Source organism: Rhodococcus sp. IEGM 1341 (assembly GCF_030056895.1).
Taxonomy (GTDB): domain Bacteria; phylum Actinomycetota; class Actinomycetes; order Mycobacteriales; family Mycobacteriaceae; genus Rhodococcoides.
In genome coordinates this window covers 107935-127380 of sequence record NZ_JASHKV010000005.1, presented here as the reverse complement: position 1 = coordinate 127380, position 19446 = coordinate 107935, and the positions used below count along the sequence as shown (strand labels likewise).

19 protein-coding genes are annotated in these 19446 nt (G+C 64.6%); 13 read left to right on the top strand and 6 right to left on the bottom strand.

The window, feature by feature from the left end; all coding sequences use genetic code 11:
- The first annotated feature begins 121 nt into the window (after positions 1–121).
- Positions 122–1045: a cation diffusion facilitator family transporter gene (locus QM615_RS13655; protein ID WP_032370892.1), complete on the top strand. Its 924-nt coding sequence runs from the start codon at positions 122–124 to the stop codon at positions 1043–1045.
- Between the two features lie 182 nt (positions 1046–1227).
- Here the strand turns inward: QM615_RS13655 and QM615_RS13650 are convergent, their stop codons facing one another.
- Both QM615_RS13650 and lspA read right to left on the bottom strand, forming a co-directional pair.
- Positions 1228–1641 (bottom strand): Rieske (2Fe-2S) protein, encoded by a 414-nt coding sequence (locus tag QM615_RS13650; protein ID WP_057479439.1) that lies wholly within the window; start codon positions 1639–1641, stop codon positions 1228–1230.
- 205 nt (positions 1642–1846) lie between these two features.
- On the bottom strand, positions 1847–2362 hold the full coding sequence (lspA, locus tag QM615_RS13645) for a signal peptidase II (protein WP_052053813.1): 516 nt from the start codon (positions 2360–2362) through the stop codon (positions 1847–1849).
- A 319-nt stretch (positions 2363–2681) separates the two neighbouring features.
- On the opposite strand from lspA, the gene lnt reads away from it, so the two are divergent.
- Genes lnt through ccsB form a run of 3 tightly spaced genes read left to right on the top strand, consistent with a single transcriptional unit; the run spans position 2682 to position 6780 of the window.
- A complete protein-coding gene (gene lnt / locus QM615_RS13640; RefSeq protein ID WP_241260673.1) occupies positions 2682–4160 on the top strand; it encodes an apolipoprotein N-acyltransferase in 1479 nt (492 codons plus the stop codon).
- A 27-nt stretch (positions 4161–4187) separates the two neighbouring features.
- Positions 4188–5813: a cytochrome c biogenesis protein ResB gene (gene resB / locus QM615_RS13635; protein WP_230074466.1), complete on the top strand. Its 1626-nt coding sequence runs from the start codon at positions 4188–4190 to the stop codon at positions 5811–5813.
- A gap of 4 nt (positions 5814–5817) precedes the next feature.
- Complete coding sequence (ccsB, locus tag QM615_RS13630; RefSeq protein ID WP_094650926.1) at positions 5818–6780, top strand: c-type cytochrome biogenesis protein CcsB; 963 nt, start codon at positions 5818–5820, stop codon at positions 6778–6780.
- A gap of 9 nt (positions 6781–6789) precedes the next feature.
- Here the strand turns inward: ccsB and QM615_RS13625 are convergent, their stop codons facing one another.
- From QM615_RS13625 to QM615_RS13615, 3 genes are read right to left on the bottom strand one after another with little or no spacing between them, the layout of a single operon-like run.
- Positions 6790–7131, bottom strand: a complete 342-nt coding sequence (locus QM615_RS13625) for a DUF3703 domain-containing protein (RefSeq protein ID WP_256987778.1) — start codon at positions 7129–7131, stop codon at positions 6790–6792.
- A gap of 6 nt (positions 7132–7137) precedes the next feature.
- A complete protein-coding gene (locus tag QM615_RS13620; RefSeq protein ID WP_094650925.1) occupies positions 7138–9345 on the bottom strand; it encodes a heavy metal translocating P-type ATPase in 2208 nt (735 codons plus the stop codon).
- A complete protein-coding gene (locus QM615_RS13615; protein ID WP_094650924.1) occupies positions 9338–9736 on the bottom strand; it encodes an ArsR/SmtB family transcription factor in 399 nt (132 codons plus the stop codon). The genes QM615_RS13620 and QM615_RS13615 overlap by 8 nt, the downstream gene beginning before the upstream one ends.
- Positions 9737–9871: 135 nt before the next feature.
- Here QM615_RS13615 and QM615_RS13610 point away from each other — a divergent pair, with 135 nt between their 5' ends.
- The 6 genes from QM615_RS13610 to QM615_RS13585 all read left to right on the top strand — a co-directional run bounded on the left by QM615_RS13610 (position 9872) and on the right by QM615_RS13585 (position 14632).
- On the top strand, positions 9872–10531 hold the full coding sequence (locus QM615_RS13610; protein ID WP_094650923.1) for a DsbA family protein: 660 nt from the start codon (positions 9872–9874) through the stop codon (positions 10529–10531).
- Entirely contained in the window at positions 10506–11141 is a 636-nt protein-coding gene (locus QM615_RS13605) for a vitamin K epoxide reductase family protein (protein ID WP_094650922.1), read from the top strand. Before QM615_RS13610 ends, QM615_RS13605 begins: the two co-directional genes overlap by 26 nt.
- A 55-nt stretch (positions 11142–11196) precedes the next feature.
- On the top strand, positions 11197–11832 hold the full coding sequence (locus tag QM615_RS13600; RefSeq protein WP_094651184.1) for a TlpA family protein disulfide reductase: 636 nt from the start codon (positions 11197–11199) through the stop codon (positions 11830–11832).
- Positions 11829–12461, top strand: coding sequence for a TlpA disulfide reductase family protein (locus QM615_RS13595; protein ID WP_128645990.1), 633 nt, complete (start codon positions 11829–11831; stop codon positions 12459–12461). The genes QM615_RS13600 and QM615_RS13595 overlap by 4 nt, the downstream gene beginning before the upstream one ends.
- Positions 12458–13291 (top strand): cytochrome c biogenesis CcdA family protein, encoded by an 834-nt coding sequence (locus tag QM615_RS13590; RefSeq protein WP_094650920.1) that lies wholly within the window; start codon positions 12458–12460, stop codon positions 13289–13291. The genes QM615_RS13595 and QM615_RS13590 overlap by 4 nt, the downstream gene beginning before the upstream one ends.
- Positions 13292–13390: 99 nt before the next feature.
- The gene (locus tag QM615_RS13585) at positions 13391–14632 is read left to right on the top strand and encodes an Nramp family divalent metal transporter (RefSeq protein WP_094651183.1); all 1242 of its coding nucleotides are present in this window, start codon (positions 13391–13393) and stop codon (positions 14630–14632) included.
- 95 nt (positions 14633–14727) lie between these two features.
- Here QM615_RS13585 and QM615_RS13580 read toward each other — a convergent pair whose 3' ends face one another.
- Complete coding sequence (locus QM615_RS13580; protein ID WP_256991998.1) at positions 14728–15264, bottom strand: bleomycin resistance protein; 537 nt, start codon at positions 15262–15264, stop codon at positions 14728–14730.
- A 168-nt stretch (positions 15265–15432) separates the two neighbouring features.
- Here QM615_RS13580 and QM615_RS13575 point away from each other — a divergent pair, with 168 nt between their 5' ends.
- The 3 genes from QM615_RS13575 to QM615_RS13565 are packed head-to-tail and all read left to right on the top strand — an operon-like array spanning position 15433 to position 19320.
- Complete coding sequence (locus QM615_RS13575) at positions 15433–17115, top strand: TnsB C-terminal domain-containing protein (protein ID WP_262498631.1); 1683 nt, start codon at positions 15433–15435, stop codon at positions 17113–17115.
- A gap of 4 nt (positions 17116–17119) precedes the next feature.
- Positions 17120–18085: a TniB family NTP-binding protein gene (locus tag QM615_RS13570; RefSeq protein ID WP_262498632.1), complete on the top strand. Its 966-nt coding sequence runs from the start codon at positions 17120–17122 to the stop codon at positions 18083–18085.
- Positions 18082–19320: a TniQ family protein gene (locus QM615_RS13565; protein ID WP_262498633.1), complete on the top strand. Its 1239-nt coding sequence runs from the start codon at positions 18082–18084 to the stop codon at positions 19318–19320. Before QM615_RS13570 ends, QM615_RS13565 begins: the two co-directional genes overlap by 4 nt.
- Positions 19321–19446: the final 126 nt, after the last annotated feature.

Genomic DNA, 19446 nt, shown 5'->3' with positions numbered 1-19446 from the left:
GCGCCGACGCAGTGCGGCCGCGCGGGCAGCAGCTTCCAGCGAACACGACACTTGCATATATGCGCATATCGCAATATGTTGTGTTCCTGCTATCGAACCACGCCGAGAAGGGGTACCCACGATGGGACACGGACATGGCCACGGGATAGAGCCGGGATCGCCGGCGAGCGCATCCGGTAAGCACCTCGGGCGACTGTGGATCGCTGTCGGTCTCGGGGCGGTTACGTTGGTGACGCAGGTGGTAGTGGGTCTGTCCACCTCGTCGCTGGCGTTGTTGTCCGATTCCGCGCACGTGTTCACCGACGTGTTCGGGGTCTTGATGGCGATCGTGGCAATCACACTCGCACAGCGGCAGTCTCGCAAGACCGGCCGCACGTTCGGACTGTATCGAGCCGAAGTGTTCGCGGCTCTGTTCAATGCAGTGCTGCTCTTCGGTGTCGCTGGGTGGATTCTCTACGAAGCCGCGCAACGCATCACGAACCCACCGGAGGTGCCCGGGATTCCGGTCATGTTGGTGGCACTGCTCGGTCTGGCCATGAACCTCATCGCGTTCCTCCTTCTGCGTAGTGGTGCGAAAGAGAGCCTCAATGTTCGGGGTGCGTATCTGGAGGTGATGGCGGACATGCTCGGCTCGATCGGAGTGCTCGTCAGCGGACTGGTCACCGTCGTGTTCGGGTGGCGGTACGCCGACCCGGTCATCGCGGTCGCCATCGGGTTGTTCGTTTTGCCGCGTGCATTCACTCTGGGGCGTCATGCCGTACGAATTCTGCTGCAACACGCTCCGTCGGGCATCGATGTCGCCGCCGTGGAAAAGGCCCTGACCGGTGTCGACGATGTCGAAGAGGTACACGATCTGCACATCTGGACACTGACGTCGGGGATGGAGGTCGCTTCGGCGCATCTGACGGTCGCCCCGGAGGCCGAGACACCCCGGGTGCTCGCTGCAGCGCAGCAGGTTCTCCGCGACGAGTTCGGTCTCGAGCACGCCACTGTGCAGGTCGAACCCCAGGAAGGCGAAGGCCGTTGCCGAGAGGTCAATTGGTAGGCAGGTCTCGACCCGGTGCGAGATCGGCACGCCGTGCTGTCGTCGACACGGCAGCGATGTACCGGAACCGGCACCAGTCGGGTGGGGGCACAGAGTGGGTCCTCGATTGCCGCACATCGGCCCGGTCGACACCGTTCACCCCGAACCCGTCCACCTCGCATGTTCGGCCGCCCGGTGATGGATCAGTCGACTGTGAGGGTATCTACGGTTCTGGTCACGGCGCGGTTCGGCAGTGGCTCGGTAGCGGGGCTGCGCACGACCACCCCGTCGGTGATCGAGAAGGCACTGTTGTGGCAGGGGCACTCGATCGTGCCGTTGCGGACTCGGTTCACTGTGCACCCTTGGTGAGAACAGATAGCCGAGAAGGCCCGGAAGGTACCGGGTTCCGGTTGGGTGACGACGACCTGCCGGTCGGCGAGCACGATTCCACCGCCGACAGGAACATCGTTCACCGACAAGGTGATGGGACCGTCGGAAGCGGTGTCCTCACCGGACGGGGCTTCGCCGACGCTGCATCCGGCGGCAGCCAGGCACGCTGTAGCGCAGCTCGTAGCGAGAAAAATACGGCGCGGTAGCGCCGGGATGTTGTCGCTCATGCAGCAGGTTCCCCTCGGTGCGCCTCGGTGCGCCTCGGTGAGCGAGAGGCGACGATCGCTTGTCGGTGGTTGTGGTCGAATATGTTTCGAGCCGTTCCGGTGTCGATCACTCTCACTGTTCGAGCGAATCAGCATGATTGTCCTGTCGCGAATGTGTCTGCACTGCAGGGCATTCGATTCGAGCACCGAGGTATCTCATGCAAGTTCACGATTCGGCGCTGTCGGGCACTGCGGGCCGAGGGGTAATCTTTGTGGCCTCTCGCGTGAACAGTGCCGCCCCGATCATCAGCACCACCCCGCAGGTGATGTAGATGTCGGCGAGGTTGAATGTCGGCCACCAACCGGTGTGAAAGTAATCGGTGACCGCGCCGTCGAGGAGCCGGTCGAGGACATTCGAGAGTGCACCGGCGAGGACCAACGACAGCGCTGCCGTGGTGACCGGACCCGCGTGAGGCGCGGTACGCCACCCGTAGATCGCCAACCCGGTGGTGATCGACGCCGTCACGGCGACGACGACCCACACGGGCAGAGAATCACCCAGGCTGAACGCCATTCCGCGATTGAAGGCCAGTCGCAGCTCGAGTATCCGCAGCGGAATCGTCGAGCCGGGCAACGCCGCCTGCGCCCAGTAGTCGACCAGTAGAGCGGCAGCGACCAGAGCCAGGACAAGGGCGGTTGCGGCGGCGCGGAGCCGAGCGGTGGCGATGGGGGAGCGGGTCACTGGTCCTCGTTCTCGGGTGTACACCGTGCGTACGTCCGGGTGCACCGCAGACGGTGCAGGTGACCCCGGATTTGCCAACACTTGAAATACTATGCACCATAGTAGTTGATGAATACCGTCGATTTCTCCGCCACCCGATGCGTCGTGTCGCCGTGAGGGCGGCGGCACCCTCGTCATGAGGGCGATGCCCGATGCCGAACCCGGGCCCGGACCGTCCTGCGTCGACCGAGGTCGAGTGTGGCGGCTGTATCGGACAAGTCGAGGTGAAGGGCCCCGAACCTGGGCACGTCTGACCGCAGCGGCAACTTCGGGGCTGGCGATGTACGCCACGTTCCCGCCCCTAGATCTGTGGTTTCTCGCTCCGGTAGCAATTGCAATGCTGCTGTTGGCTGTGTGCGGGCGAGGGGCGCGTGCGGGGGCCGGCTACGGCTTCGTTGCCGGCTCGGCGTTCTTCGTGCCTCTGCTGCCGTGGGTGGGGGAGTATGTCGGATCGGTGCCGTGGCTGGCGCTGGCTGTCGTTCAAGCCCTCTTCGTGGCGATGTTCGGCGCAGTGGCGGATCGGATGTCGCGACTGCCGTGGGGGCCGGTCTGGGTGGCGAGCGCCTGGGTGGCGATTGAAGCGGCACGATCTCGGATCCCGTTCGGCGGATTCCCCTGGGGCCGCATCGCATTCGGTCAATCCGACGGTCCGCTGCTGCCTCTGGCTGCGTTGATCGGCGCGCCGGGGTTGTCGTTCGTCGTGGTGCTGATCGGGTCCGCTCTGGCCGGTGCCATCGCTTCCGATCGCATCACCCGCAGAACTGCAGCAGCGTCGTGCATCGGTGCGGCCACTGCTGTAGGGGCGCTCACGGTGGTGGCCCCACTGTTCGCTCCGCCGCCGCAGGACAGGGTCACCGTCGCCTTGGTGCAAGGCAACGTGCCGCGGCTCGGTCTCGACTTCAACGCCCAACGACGAGCAGTGCTCGACAACCACGTTCAGCGCACCATCGAGCTCGCCGACGACATCGACTCCGGCCGCGTACGCGCACCCGATCTGGTCATCTGGCCGGAGAACTCCTCCGACATCGATCCCCTGCGCAACCCCGATGCCGCCGCACGAATCGACGCCGCAGCCCGCGCCGTCGGTGTGCCCATTCTCGTCGGCACAGTACTACGCCAGGGCGACGGCACCACGAGCAACACCTCGATCGTGTGGGATCCCGCCACCGGGCCCGGACAGATGCACGACAAGCGGCAACTGGTGCCGTTCGGGGAGTACCTGCCGCTCCGCACGATCGTCACCGCACTCTCTCCCTACGCCGCCCAAGCAGGACGCTTCGTTCCGGGTCAGGGTGACGGTGTCGTCGACGTCGCCGGAGTGCCCGTGGCGGTGGCCACCTGCTACGAGGTCGCCTTCGACTCGTTGCTCACCGACTCCGTTCGCGCCGGTGCCCAGCTGATCGCAGTGCCCACCAACAACGCCACCTTCGGTCGGACGAACATGACCTATCAACAACTCGCCATGTCGCGGGTACGAGCGGTCGAACACGGGCGCAGCGTCGTCGTTTCGGCCACCAGCGGAGTCAGCGCCGTCATCGATGCACGCGGGGAGGTCGTCGAGCGCACGGAGCTGTTCACCCCCGCAGCTGTCGTCACCGAGGTCTCGCTGAGTACCACGCTCACCCCGGCGACGATCACCGGCAGCGTTCCGGAATGGATTGCCGCCACCGGCGTTGTTGCGGCACTGGCGTTCTCGCTGCTGCGCCGACCACGCTCCACCACACCGAACCCCCAAACTACTATGTCGCGTAGTATTTAGATGGTGGTCGGTGAAGGGCGTGCGGAGATGACGATCGACGAACACCCCCGTGCCCACTCGCCGGGACTGGTGCGCAGAACAGTGGCGATGCTGCGCAACCGGTGGCGACAACTGACGTCGATGCGTACAGCGCTGGTGCTGCTGTTCCTCCTCGCCGCCGCAGCAATCCCCGGCGCTTTGCTGCCGCAGCGCAATCTCAATACCCAGGCCGTCGATGCCTACATCGCCGCGCGCCCGGCTCTCGGGCCGGTGATGGACACGCTGGAACTGTTCGACGTGTTCGCAAGTTCCTGGTTCACCGCGATCTACGTCCTGCTGTTCGTGTCCCTGATCGGCTGTCTGACTCCCCGGTTGATCGAGCACGGCAAAGCTCTTCGCGCACAACCTGTTCGAGTGCCTCGAAACCTCACCCGACTACCGTTGCATCATTCGGGCACCCTCGCCGGCGACCCCGAGAAGGTGATCGCCGACATCGCGCCGCACTTGAAAGGGTGGCGCACCGTCGTTCGACCCGAGCCCGATGGCGCACTGACTCTCTCGGCCGAGAAGGGCTACACCCGCGAAGCCGGGAACTTGCTCTTCCACTTCTCGCTGATCGGCCTGCTCGCCGCTATCGCCATCGGCAAACTGTTCGGCTACGAAGGCTCGGTCATCGTCATCGCCGACAACGGACCCGGTTTCTGCAACACCTCTCCCGCCGTCTACGACTCCTTCCGCGCCGGCAACAGCACCGACGGCACCGGACTCGAGCCGTTCTGTATCCGGGTCAAGGACTTCACCGCCGACTACCTCGAGAACGGTCAGGCCGAGATGTTCACCTCGAACATCTCCTACCAGAGCGCCGACGACATCGCCGCCGACACCTGGCGCGACTATCAACTCAAAGTCAACGAACCCCTCCGGCTCGGCGACGAACGCATATACCTCACCGGACACGGCTACGCCCCCGAATTCACCGTCACCTTCCCCGACGGCCAGACCCGCACCGAAGCCCTGCAGTTCCGCCCCGACGACGCCACCACGTTCCTCAGCAGCGGCGCGCTGCGATTCGACCCACCCGGGGGGACCTACGCCACCGCCGACGAACGCCGCCGAGGCCAGATCGCCATCGAAGGACTCTTCGCGCCCACCGCGCAATTCAACGGAAATCTGCTCTCCTCCCGCTTCCCGGAATTGGTCGATCCCGCTGTGGCAGTGGACATCTACAAGGGCGACACCGGTCTCGACACCGGCATCCCGCAGTCGATCTTCTCCCTGGACCAGGAGATGATCAACCAGGGCCGGCTGGTCAAGCAGGACCGGGTCAACCTGCGGCCCGGAGAATCGACAACCCTCTCCGACGGCACCCTCGTCCGGTTCGACGGTGCCAAGGAATTCGCGAATCTCCAGGTCGGATACGACCCCGCGCAGCGGTGGGTCCTCGTGTTCGCGGTCACGATGATGACCGGACTGCTGGTGTCCCTGGTCATCACACGCCGGCGCGTCTGGTTCCGGGCCCACCTTGGCGAACACGGACTCTCGCGAGTGGACATGGGCGGCCTGGCTCGCACCGATCACGCCGGCTGGGGACCCGAATTCCAGACCCTCCGGTCACAGATCTGGCCGCAGACAACCCCGAGCGACTCCGAGACCCACGACAGAGAAACGGTGTAGCACCATGCCGATCGACGACACCCTCGCTCGTTGGAGCGACATCAGCTTCGAGACCGCCTTCGTGGTCTATCTCCTCGCAGCAATCGCATTCCTCGGCCAGCTCGCGTCGACCCGTAGCGCGGAGCTGCACAATATGGAGCGACTGCGCACGCGGGTGATCGCAGTGACATCGACGACGCCCGGACGCATTCCCGACGCACCCCGGCGGGTTCCGTCCGAACGCATGGGCCGTACCGGACTCGGGCTGGTGATGGTGGCGCTGACGTTGCATGTCGGGTCGATCGTTCTTCGCGGGATCGCCGCCAGCAGGCCGCCGTGGGGCAACATGTACGAATTCGTCTCGGTCACCTGCGCGGCCGGTGTACTGGCTGCACTGGTGGTGCTGCGCTCCAAGCAACTGCGCACCCTGTGGTTGTTCGTCCTGGTGCCGACGTTGATCCTCCTGTTCGTCGCCGGCACCGTGCTGTACGCCGACGCAGCACCGGTGGTACCGGCACTGCAGTCGTACTGGCTGCCGGTGCACGTCTCGATCGTCTCGCTCGGCAGCGGGGTGTTCTTGATCTCCGGGGTTGCGAGCGCGCTGTTCCTGATCCGCATGAAGCATCCCGAGGCCTCGGGGAGCAGAATGAGCCGAATCGTCGCCCGTCTGCCTTCCGCGCAGACACTGGACATCCTGGCGTACAAGACCACGATCTTCGCATTTCCACTCTTCGGCGTCGGCGTCATCCTCGGTGCCATTTGGGCCGAAGCCGCATGGGGCCGATTCTGGGGCTGGGACCCGAAAGAAACGGTCTCCTTCATCACCTGGATCGTCTACGCCTCCTACCTGCACGCCCGCGCCACCAGCGGATGGCGCAACACCCGCGCAGCATGGATCAACATCGCCGGATTCGTGGCGATGCTGTTCAACCTGTTCATCATCAACATGGTCGTCTCCGGCCTGCACTCCTACGCAGGCCTGAACTGATGACTCCCGCTACGTGCCCCCCAGCGCGTCCGCAAGGTCCTGCGGAATGGGCATCGGCGACATCAGTCCCGCCTCGACCCGGCCGGTGTTACCGGCCGGGTATCGCCCCGACCACGATCCTGGAGCAGCGACCACGATCCGAATCAACTGGCCCCAGGATTCGCGCCGATCATGTTCTGTCACCGCAGCTTTCAACATCGCGGCGTGGTTGCGAGTATGCAACCACGGATAGGGCTGCGAGAGGATGTGTGCTCGTTCGAGGTGGTACCAGCGCACCTCTGTTGTCGATGCCCCTGCTGCTGCGGTCATTTCGATCTCGTAGAGCCTGCGTGCAGTTCGATCACCTCTCACAGGTCTCTACCGCTGTCCGCGGAAGAGTTCGCCGTGCGCGGGGGTCGATGTGCAGCAGGTACATCCATCCGAGCACCCGGAGCTGCCATCGTCTGCTCCGATCGCCGATGGTGACGTTGTGGTGGTGGAGGCCAGTGGGTTCCCAGATGCGAGAGGTGCGGTGTTCCTCGGCGTCGGAGCCGGAGCGCAGCAGGCATCCTCGAAGGCCGCTGCGGGTGCGATCGTGACGTTGAGGGCACCGGACGCCGCGGGCGGGGGCACGAAACCGTCCAAGGGGGTGGTGCGGGCGGCGCGAATCGCATTGGCTATGACCAGGACTTCGGCGAGTTCGTGGACGAGCACCACGGTGGCCAAGCCCAGGACACCGGTAGCAGCCAGTGGGACGAGCACGCCGATGATGGCAATCGACAAGGCGATGTTCTCGATCATGATGCGCCGGGCGCGTCGAGCGTGGGCCAGCACCTGCGGTAGATGCCGGAGGTCCTCACCCATGAGGGCAACATCGGCGGTCTCGATGGCAACGTCGGTTCCCATCGCGCCCATGGCGATCCCGACATCTGCGGTCGCCAAGGCAGGAGCGTCGTTGATGCCGTCGCCGACCATGGCAATCTTGCGTCCGGCCGCGATGTCGGTCAGCAGGGCCGCTTTGTCCTCGGGCAGTAGTTCGGCGTGGACGGCGGTGATGCCCGCCTGGGTCGCCAGGGCCTGCGCAGTGAGCGCGTTGTCGCCGGTGAGCATCGCAGTGTCGATACCGAGCGCGGTGAGTTGGCGGACAGCCTCGGCGGCCTCGGGCCGCAGTTCGTCGCGGACGGCGATCGCAGCGATCAGAACTCCGGCGCGTTCGACGAGAACGACTGTGGCACCGCTGCTTTGGAGACGAGCGACGTCGGCGTGGAACTCCTCGGAGCTGGGGTGTGTGTCGAACCAGCTCGGTTTCCCGAGCCTGATCGGGGCTCCGTCGAGGGTGCCGGTCAGGCCGTGCCCGGCGATGGCAGTGACATCATCGGCTGCCGCGACGGTTGATACGGAGGCCAGTACGGCGCGGGCGAGTGGATGCTCGCTGCGCGCTTCGAGCGCAGCAGCAACGGCCAGCGCGTCGTCGCGGCTGATTCCCGCAGCGGTGACGACGTCGACGACCTCCGGTCGTCCTGCGGTGAGGGTGCCGGTCTTGTCCAAGGCGACGACGCGAATGCGGCCCAGCTCTTCCACTGCTGCACCGCCTTTGATCAATGCCCCGTTGCGGCTCGCAGCCCCGATCGCCGCCACCACCGACAGCGGCACCGAGATGGCCAACGCGCACGGTGATGCCGCGACCAGGACCACCAGTGCGCGTTCGAGCCACAACATGGGGTCACCGAGCACCGCACCGACGCCAGCGACGAGTACGGCGAGAATCATGATCGAGGGCACGAGCGGACGTGCGATACGGTCCGCCAGCCGTTGGCCGGCCCCTTTGCGGTCCTGGGCCTGTTCGACGATGCGGACGATGCGAGCAAGCGAACTCTCCGATGCCGGCGCGGTGACGGTGACCTCGATGGCCCCGCCGCCGTTGATGGCACCGGCATGCACCTCGTCACCGACACCGGCTTCGATGGGCACGGACTCGCCGGTGATCGCAGACACGTCCAGATTCGTCGAACCGCGAGCGATGGTGCCGTCCGTGGCAGCTCGCTCACCCGGCCGCAGCACCATGATGTCCCCGATCACGACCTCGTCGGGGGACAGGGCCTGCTCGGTTCCACCGCGCAGGACAGATACCGTCGGCGGCACCAACGACAGGAGTGCGCGCAGTCCGCGGCGGGTCTTGGTGACCGCGTATTCCTCGAGTCCCTCGGCGACGGAGAACAAGATACCGAGCATCGCGGCCTCGGGGATCTGGCCCAATGCGATGGCACCGAGGAGCGCGATCGTCATCAGCGTGCCGACACCGATGCGTCCGTGGCGCAGATTTCTCACCGTCGCGGGAACGAAGGTGACGGCGGCGATCGCGGCAGCGATCAGAGCGCCGACGGTCGCAACCGCATCGGCACCCGTTCGACCGAGCAACCACGATGCGCCCAGGATGATCGCGGCGGCCGACGCGAGTTGCAGCTCGCGGACCTGCCACAACCTCGGGAGTGCATCGGTCGGAGCCGGACCTCCCGTGCCCGCACCGTCAGCAGTGGATTCGGTGGTCGGCGCTGCCGGGGTAGGTCCGCAGCACGCGTCAACCATGATCTACCCCGGTGAGATCAGTGGCGGTCGAGGCGGTGGGCAGTACCTCGGTCAGTGTCGCGAGCAGTCGGGTGCCGCGGTCGGTGAGCGCATACATGACCAACTTTCCCTCTCTGTTCGATGTGACGGCGTCCGCGGCTTTGAGTTTGCGGAGATGGTGGGAGACCAGCTTCTGGCTCTGTCCCACGATCCACGCGATGTCGCAGCCGCACATCTGCCCGCCGGCGTTCAACGCGAGCGCGATGGTCAGTCGGGTGGGGTCGCCGAATGCTCGGGCAGCGTCGGCGACGGGTTCGATATCGCCGAGCGCGGGCAGAGTAGCGCGAACCCTCTCGGCGTGAGGGAGGTCCATACACAACAGATCGCACGAGTCCAGAGGTTCCAAGGCCATGGTCACAATCTAACAATCATGCGATCGTTAGGGAAGGGCTTTGGTCAACGTTCGTACGATTGTTAGTGTCATAACGAGTCGAAACGCCCATATCGGGCCCATTGATCAGTCCGAACGAATCGAGAAGGTAGTTGTATGAGCCGAGCGTTGAAGATTTCCTTGTCCCTGGTGATCGTGTTCGCCGCCGCGTTGGCTGTATTTCTGATGGTGGATCGATCGGGGTCCCCCGATGCTGCCGCCGCCGAGCAGGCCGCGACCGACCCTGCCTCGATTGCGGTGCGCGAGAACAGTCATCGGTTGAACTCGGTGCCCGACGGCCGGGTCACGTTCGTGGAGTTCCTCGACTTCGAGTGCGAGGCCTGCCGATCGGCCTACCCGGCGATCGAGCAATTGCGTGAAGAGTACGGCGACCGGGTGAGCTTCGTGGCCCGCTACTTTCCCATCGCCTCCCACTTCAATGCCGAACGAGCCGCACGCGCAGTCGAAGCCGCGGCCCAGCAGGGCGGATTCGAGGCCATGTATCAACGCATGTACGAAACGCAGGCGCAGTGGGGCGAACAGCAGGTTCCGCAGGACGAGTTGTTCCGCAGCTTCGCCGTCGAGCAAGGGCTCGACATGAGCGCCTTCGATGCCGCCTACACCGACCCTGCGACGCTCGCGCGCATCGAGGCCGACGTCGCGGACGGGATCGCGCTCGGCGTGCAGGGCACACCGACGTTCTTCCTCAACGGCACCAAGATCGAACCCACCACGTACGGAGACCTCGCCGATGCCCTCGACGCTGCACTCGGCTGACCCCGCAGCCGCTCTCACCCGACGCAGCGGACCGTTCGCTCGAAGCCTGCCCTGGCTGCTGTTGGTGGGCGGCCTGATCGGACTGACCGCCGCGTTCGTGCTCACAGTGGAGAAGTTCGCTCTGGCGCTCGATCCCGCCTACGCCCCGACCTGCAGCATCAACCCGGTGCTCAACTGCGGATCGGTGATGGACACCCCGCAGGCGTCTGCGTTCGGATTTCCCAATTCCCTTCTCGGGATCGCAGGCTTCGCCGTCGTGGCGGCAGTGGGTGCCGGCCTTCTCGCCGGTGCGGTGTTCGCACAGTGGTTCTGGGGTGCGATGCAGGTCGGTGTCACTGCTGCCGCAGTCTTCGTGCACTGGCTGATCGCGCAGAGCCTGTACGACATCGGCGCCCTGTGCCCGTACTGCATGGCGGTGTGGGCGGTCACCGTACCGATCTTCTGGTACGTCACGCTGCGCAACCTCGACCGCGGGGCTCCGAGTGCGGGCCGGCGGCAGTGGGTGGGAGTGTTGATGCGCAATCACTCGATTCCACTGACCGTGTGGTACCTGACGGTGATTGCTCTTATCGCACAGCGCTTCTGGTCGTATTGGTCGACACTGCTATGACCGGCGACATGTGTTCGCCTCGTGCGCGGTGCCCGCGGTGCGGACAGTCGAAGCGATGAGAGGCAGCGGAACGGTGGTGATGCTCGTGCTTATGGTCGCAATGATCGCGGCACTGTGGCCACGATCCGGTGGCATCGAGCGCGGCCCGTCAGAGGCCATCGCCGACAATGCCGCGCCGGTCGTATCCGAACCCGCACGGTCCCGCCCACCAGGTGACGCGGCACGAGCAACAGCGCTACCGCTGTGTCCGCCGCCGGTACCGCGCGAAGGCGGTCCGCTGGCGGGAGTGATAGCGCGCTGCATCGGCAGCGACAGCGACAGCGATGCCGATCTCGCCGACGTTCTCGGCAGTGAGGTGACGTTGATCAACCTGTGGGCATCCTGGTGCGGCCCGTGCCGCACCGAGATGCCCGTAGTCGATGCCTACGCCGCAGAACCCGACGCGATCCCAGTCATCGGAATCAACGTCGAGGACCGGCCCGCGGACGCGGCCGCGCTGGTCACGCAACTGGGCGTCCGCTATCCGAACTACATCGACGGCGGCAGCGTCCTGGACGCGCTCTCGGCACCGCCGGTCCTTCCCTTGAGCTTTCTCCTCCGCCCGGACGGAACGATCGAGCGCGTCACCGACCCGACGGTGTTCGAGATGACAGACCAGATCCGCACTGCAGTAAAGGATTTCACCTCATGACACGTCTCCCACCAGTGTGGGTCGGTGCGCGCCGTCAAGGCACCACGCCCACCGCGGCAATCGGATCGATTCTTGCCGTCGTACTACTGATCTCCGGATGCTCCGACGGCGCACAGGCTGCATCCACGGGAGGTAGCTTCGACTTCGTCGCCCCCGGCGGTCGAACCGACATCGTCTACGATCCCCCCGAAACACGCGGTACCATAGGCGAACTCGCCGGCCCCGATCTGATGGAGGAAGGCAAGACGACCGCTCTGTCGGACTACGACGGCAAGGTGGTGGTGATCAATCTCTGGGGTCAGTGGTGTGGCCCCTGCCGCGGCGAAGCCGACGACCTCGAAGAGGTCTACGAGACCACCCGCGAGCGCGGCGTGCAGTTCCTCGGTCTCAACGTCAGAGATCCACAGAAGGACAAAGCGCAGGACTTCGTCGTCGACAACGACGTCTCCTACCCCTCGATCTACGACCCTTCGATGCGGACACTGGTCGCCCTCGGCGGGAACTACCCGACCAGCGTGATCCCCTCGACGCTGGTACTCGACCGTCAGCACCGCGTGGCCGCGGTCTTCATGCGCGCCCTGCTCACCGACGATCTCCTTCCCGTCGTCGAACGGATAGCCGCGGAATGACGACTCTTCTCGCCCAGGACATCGGGTCGGCCTTCCAGAACGCGGCATCGAGCGGGCCACTGCTGCTCGCGATCGCGGCATGCACGCTCGCCGGGTTGGTCTCGTTCGCCTCACCCTGCGTGGTGCCGCTGGTGCCGGGATACCTGTCCTACCTGGCAGGAATCGCCGGTGCCGACGCCCAATCAGCCGATACCCGATCGCCCGGCACCTCGACCATCGGCACCTCGTCGACGGAGCTGGCGAATCGCTGGCGTGTGGCCGGCGCAGCGTCGTTGTTCGTTGCCGGGTTCACGATCGTCTTCGTCCTCGCCACAGCCTCGATCTTCGGAGTCATCGGCACCTTGCGCATCAACGAGCAAGTACTCCAACGAGTCGGCGGCGTCATCACGATCATCATGGGTGCGGCGTTCATCGGATTGATACCCGTTCTGCAACGCGACACCCGATTCGCACCTCAGCAGATCTCGTCCCTCGCTGGAGCGCCGCTGCTCGGCGGTGTGTTCGCGCTCGGCTGGACACCGTGTCTGGGTCCCACCCTCGCCGGCGTTCTGTCTGTTGCGGCAGGAACCGAAGGTGCAACCGCAGCTCGCGGGGTCACTCTCATCGTCGCGTACTGCATGGGGCTCGGCCTACCGTTCGTCGTCCTCGCGTTCGGTTCGAGTTCGGCGATGCGCGGGGTGGGGTGGCTTCGGAGGAACTCACAGAAGATCAAGGTCGCGGGCGGTGTCATCATGATCGCCGTCGGCATCGCTCTGCTGACCGGAGTATGGGGATTGTTCATCGCCTGGATCCGCAACGAATTCGTCAGTGCAGTGATCCTGCCCATCTGATCGAGATGTCGCCGAACCACCACGCCGCATTGCATTGTTCGGGTAGCCGAACTATATTTTCAGGGTCCTGACATACTGTTGGTGCCGGAGGGTGTGGTCATGTCTGTGCTGCAGCGCCGATCGTCTCGGCCGCCCTCGAGGTTTCGGTCGGGCCTCGTTCTGCTCGGACCCGCTTTCGTCGCAGCGATCGCCTACGTCGACCCCGGCAATGTCGCCTCCAACGTCAGCGCCGGGGCGCAGTTCGGATACCTGCTGGTCTGGGTGATCGTTGCCGCGAACGTGATGGCCGGTCTCGTCCAGTTCCTCTCCGCCAAACTCGGCATCGTCACCGGAATGACACTGCCCGAAGTCGTTCGCGAGAAGTCGAGCAGGACTGTGCGACTGGCATATTGGGGGCAAGCAGAAGTGGTCGCCATGGCGACCGACCTCGCCGAAATCGTCGGCGGTGCGATCGCCCTCTACCTGCTCTTCGACCTGCCGCTCCTGATCGGCGGCCTCATCACCGGGGCCGTATCGATGATCTTGCTGATGGTCCAGGATCGCCGGGGCCAACGGCCCTTCGAGTTCGTGATTCTCGGGCTACTCGGTGTCATCGCCGTCGGATTTCTTGCCAGCGTCGTCGTGGAACCGCCATCGTTCACCGAGGCCGCGGCCGGTCTGATTCCGCGGTTCGACGGCGCGGAAAGCGTGTTGATCGCCGCCGCGATGCTCGGTGCGACGATCATGCCGCACGCGGTGTACCTGCACTCCGGTTTAGCACGTGACCGGCACGGACACCCCGAGGCAGGGCCTGTCCGTCAGCGGTTGTTGCGGATCACCCGGATCGATGTCGGGTTGGCGATGCTGCTGGCCGGTGCAGTGAACATGTCGATGCTGCTGTTGGCGGCATCGACATTGGGGGGCCGCGAGGGCGTCGATTCCATCGAAGGAGCCCACGCAGCAGTAGGGGACACTCTGGGGCCGGTGGTAGCACTGCTGTTCGCGGTGGGCCTGCTGGCCTCGGGCCTTGCATCGACATCGGTCGGGGCGTACGCCGGCGCGATGATCATGGATGGGCTACTACGTAAGCGCATTCCGATTCTGGTGCGACGACTGGTGACACTTGTTCCCGCACTGGCAATTCTGGCAGCAGGAGTCGACCCCAGTCGGGCACTGGTCGTCTCGCAGGTCGTGCTGTCGTTCGGTATTCCGTTTGCGTTGATTCCCTTGGTGCGGTTCACCTCGGACCGCATCCTGATGGGCGGCGATGTCAATCACCGGATCACGGCATACGCGGCATGGCTCATCGCGGGAATCGTCGTCGCACTCAACATTGCACTGATCTATCTGACCGTGGCCTGACTGCGCGCGGGTGGACGTGTCGAGCATGCGCTTATTTCACACGCGTAGCGCATCGACGGGCGTCCGGGTCATCGAGTTTCTGCTCGAGGGTGGGGTCAGGGTGCGCCGTTGCTTGCCGTGGCGGGCTCGTGTTGGCTTTTTTCATTGGTATGGAAAGTGATCAGATTGCCGTCGGTGTCGACAGTTGCGAACTCCGTCGTTCCCCAGTCCGTCGAGACGGGACGACCCGCGTCTGCGGGATGGAGAACTCCCGCGCGGGACATCTCGGCGTAAAGGTCGTTGATCTCGTCCACGGCGATGCGGCAGCTGGCTGTGCCGGCAAGGAACGTCTCGGCTCCGCTGCATACCGGCCATGCCGCAGGGTCTGAACGGGTATTCCAGCTGTCGTCGTCGGCGGCCCACAAGTGGATCTCGACGTCGTCGCGGGTAAGCCTCGCGAAAGTCGGGTCGGTGTACCGGGTCGTGAAGCCGAACGCGCGGACGTATATCTCTACAGCGGTGTCGATGTCTCGTACCGGCAGCGCAGGTACCACTTTCGACATGCTCATAGGCAACACTAACGCCGACGGGCCGGAGGAGAGGAGCCGAACCCACCTCAATTGCTGGCGCTCAGTGCATTCGACTTCTGACACAGTGAACGCGACTCCTGAAACTGACAGGATTACCCATGTCAGTTTCAGAAGTGGGCGTCATAAATTCCTGGGGTTTTACCTCCGATTGCAGTCGTCTTCTGACATTCTGAGTGCAGAAGTGGACTGCACAATCGGTCGGTCACGCAGGCCGGGCGTTCGGAGGCTGCGATGGACGCGGACAAGTTCGATGTCGCCGAGACTGGTGTGCTGACCGCGTCGGCGGAGCAGTGGGAGCAGGCACGGTCACGGTTCGCAGTGCTCAGCGAACTAGTGGATCGATCCTCGATCGGTACCGCAGTGGTGGAGGATGCAGCGCAGCAGTTGGGGGTCTCGCCGCGGCGTGTGTACGTGCTGCTGTCCAGGCTCCGGAATGGGGGAGGGTCGGTCACAGATCTGTTGGTCTCCGCTCCTGTAGGCGGGCGCGGCCGCTCTCGGATGCCGACCGAGGTGGAAGAAGTGATCGCCGAGCACATCAACCGCGAGTTTCTGGCTCGCCAGAAGCTCAGTGTCGCAGCACTGCATCGACGTATCGCGCTCGCCTGTCACCGTGCGGGATTCCCTATCCCAGCCCGCAACACAGTCACCGCGCGGATCGCAGCGATGCACCCGGGCCGCGTCGCACGGTCACGTGGCGGACCGGACGCCGCCCGATCGCGGCAGTCCGCGGGCGATGTCCCGCCGCCGGTGACGGCGGTTCTCCAGCAAGTCCAGATTGATCACACCGTGGTCGATCTGATGATCGTCGATGAATACGACCGGGTGCCGATCGGACGTCCATATCTCACGATTGCTATCGATGTCTTCAGCCGCTGCGTGCCGGGCTTCGTCGTCACACTCGATCCGCCGTCCGCAGTGTCGGTCGGATTGTGTCTGGGCAGGGTGTGCTCGGACAAGAGCGTATGGATCGACGCACTGGGCCTCGGCGCGGATGTGCGGTGGCCGATGGCCGGAAAGCCGCGCGCCTTGTACGTCGACAACGCCTCCGAGTTCAAAAGCGAAGCGCTACGGCGCGGTTGCGAGCAGCACGGCATCGACCTCGGCTACCGCCCACCCGGCAGGCCGCATTACGGCGGGATCGTCGAACGCATCATCGGCACCGTCATGACCCAGGTCCACGAACTACCCGGCACCACGTTTTCGAACCCGACGCAGCGGGGCAGCTACGATTCGGAGGGCACAGCAGCGCTGACGTTGCGAGAATTGGAACGCTGGCTGATTCTCGCGATCGCGGCGTATCACGCGGACGTGCACACCGGCCTGAGCCGGAGCCCGGCTGCGCAGTGGGCCAGCAGCACCGACGCCGACACTGCTCTGTCGAAGTCGACGGTGGTGGACGAGACCGCATTCCTGGTGGACTTCCTTCCGGTCATGCGGCGCCGCCTGACTCGGACGGGGTTCGTCATCGACCACATCCAGTACTTCTCCAATGCCTTGAAACCATGGATCGCTCGACGAGAGAAGTTGGGTCAGTTCGTGATCCGACGTGATCCACGAGATCTGAGCAGGGTGTGGGTCCTGGACCCCGACAGCGGCAGCGGGTATGTCGAGGTGCCGTACCGGACGATGTCGCATCCGGCGGTGACATCGTGGGAACACCGAGCAGCGGTCACGCGCCTTCGAGAACACGGCCGAGCGAGCATTGATGAACACTCGCTGTTCGCGATGATCGAGCAGATGCGTCAGATAGCCACCTCTGCACAGAGGGACACCAAGCGAGCCCGACGTAATCGCACTCGCCGTTCTCATCTGAGCAGCGTCACCACACCACCGGCCGCGCAGAGCCCGCCCGAGCACGATCCAGGCACCGACGACGTGTCGGTTCCACTATTCGACGACATCGAAGAGTGGTGAAACGGTGAACAACGACCCCCGAAGCGCTCCCGAAGGCCACGGCACCGACCGTATCGGCAAAGACATCGACCCCGGTAGTGCAGACCTCACCCACCTACGAAGTTCGGTCAGATCGATCGCGATTCTGCCTGCAGCGCAACGCATCAGGCACATTCGCACCGAACGGTGGATCGGGTATCCGCGTGCACAGTCGGTCATCGAGCACCTCGAGACGCTGCTGGGGTGGCCGGATCGACAACGAATGCCGAACATGCTTCTGATCGGACCGACGAACAACGGCAAGTCGATGATCGTTGAGAAGTTCCGCCGTGCACACCCCACTGTCAGCTTGCCCGATCGCGAACAGATACCGATGTTGTGTATGCAGATGCCTCCGGACTCAGCACCCGCACGGTTCTACCTGGCGATGCTCGCCGCACTCGGAACGCCGATCCGCCCACGGAACCGAGTCCACGAACTCGAACAGCAAGCGATCACGCTGCTGCGAGCGACAGGAGTTCGGATGCTGATCATCGACGAGCTCCACAACGTCCTCGCCGGCCGCGACAACGTACGCCGAGAATTCCTGAACCTGTTGCGGTTTCTGGGCAACGAACTGCGGATCCCTCTCGTCGGAGTCGGCACCCGAGAGGCGTACCTCGCGATCCGCAGCGATCCACAGCTGGAGAACCGATTTCACCCCATGACGCTGCCGATCTGGACCAACGACACCGACACCCGCTCCCTGCTGGCGAGCTTCACCGCCAGCTTCCCGTTGCGTGCGCCCTCTCACCTGACATCGACGGAGATGACCGACTACCTCCTCACCCGGTGTGAGGGCACCATCGGCGAACTGGCCACGCTGTTGACCGCGGCCGCAGTGACCGCAATAGAAGCCGGGAAGGAATCAATCACCTCACAGGTGTTGACCCAAACCGCCTACTCCGGGCCCACCGAACGCCGCCGCCACTTCGAACGGCACCTGGCATGACACCAGCCGATGCCCCCGCAGCACGCACAGCGCTCGACCACAGTGCGCATCCGCCGTGGCCGCTGCACCCGCAACCACTACCTGGCGAGACTCTGACGTCGTGGCTGGCCCGGACCACCGCACTGTATTCGTCGATCACCGCCGCGGACCTCCTCGACGGGCTCGGTGTCGACACCTCGGGCGTGGACCTGGACCGCTACACACCCGAGCCGATATTGAACGCGCTCGCCCAGAGGAGCACCTCTACTGCGGAACGGCTGCGGGAGATGACGTTGGCGGGCTGCACGCCCTGGCTGCTCGACAGCACCGACCCCAGTGAATGCGACTTCGACACCTACGTCCACCAGTTCTCTGTCCTACTGCCACCGGGTCTGGCAATGGCAGATCGGCGTCGACGCACACCGGCAGCCGGCACATGGCTTCCCTGGGTGAGCAAGCTCGATACGCGGGCATGCCCCTTGTGCATCGACGCCCTCGACACCGACGCCGATATCGCGGTCATGATGGCTCATCAGTACCCGATGCTGACCAGCTGCACCAAGCATCTCTGCCGGCTCGAATTCTGCGCTGTGATACCCGGGAGACTGGTGTTCTGGGACAGAACACCAGCAGGCTCGGACGAACACGCACCACCGATACCGGTACCAGCAGTCGTCGCAGAAATCGACCGGCGCACAGCCGCCGCCATGACGAGCGGGTCGGTCGAGCTCGTCGCGGGCCGTGTTCAGGCAGCAGTGTGGTTCAGGCTGCTGCGCACCGTCGTCGATGAGGTATCGACACCGCTGGTCCGCACTGGATGGTGGGCGAAGCCACTGAGCGCGATCTGGAAGTCCACCGGTTGTTCCCGCCCGCTGCGGACATCGTGGGTTCCGTTCGAGCAACTGCCGTGGGACGAGCAAGCGAACGTTTTGTTTGCTGCCGCGACCGCGATCATCGCGGTGGAGAACGATGAGATAACCGCGAGCGGAGCTGACGCCTGCCTGCTGCGCCCGCGACGGTACGAGCCGGTCGATCCGGGGACCCCTCCGACGGGGTCTCGCAGTCCGGTACCCACCCGCAGCGCTTGGGACGGTGTGATTGCGGCGATCGATGCCGCTGTCGCCGCCGCCCGCGTCGACAGCGACGCCGCCCGATCTCTGTTCGGATTCGCTCGAACGGGGTGCCGCACCGAAGAAGACGTCGACGAGCTGGCCTATGCCTTCGTCGAGCTCGGCATTCGATTGGACTGGGACTGAAGCGCGCTAGATCACCACACGTTTCTCTACGCCGACTTACGCGGAAATCAATCGCCTCCTGTAGTCACCCACGGTTTGTGTGCGGTGACCGACGAGAATTTTCCTTCCCGCACCGTCTCGAACGAA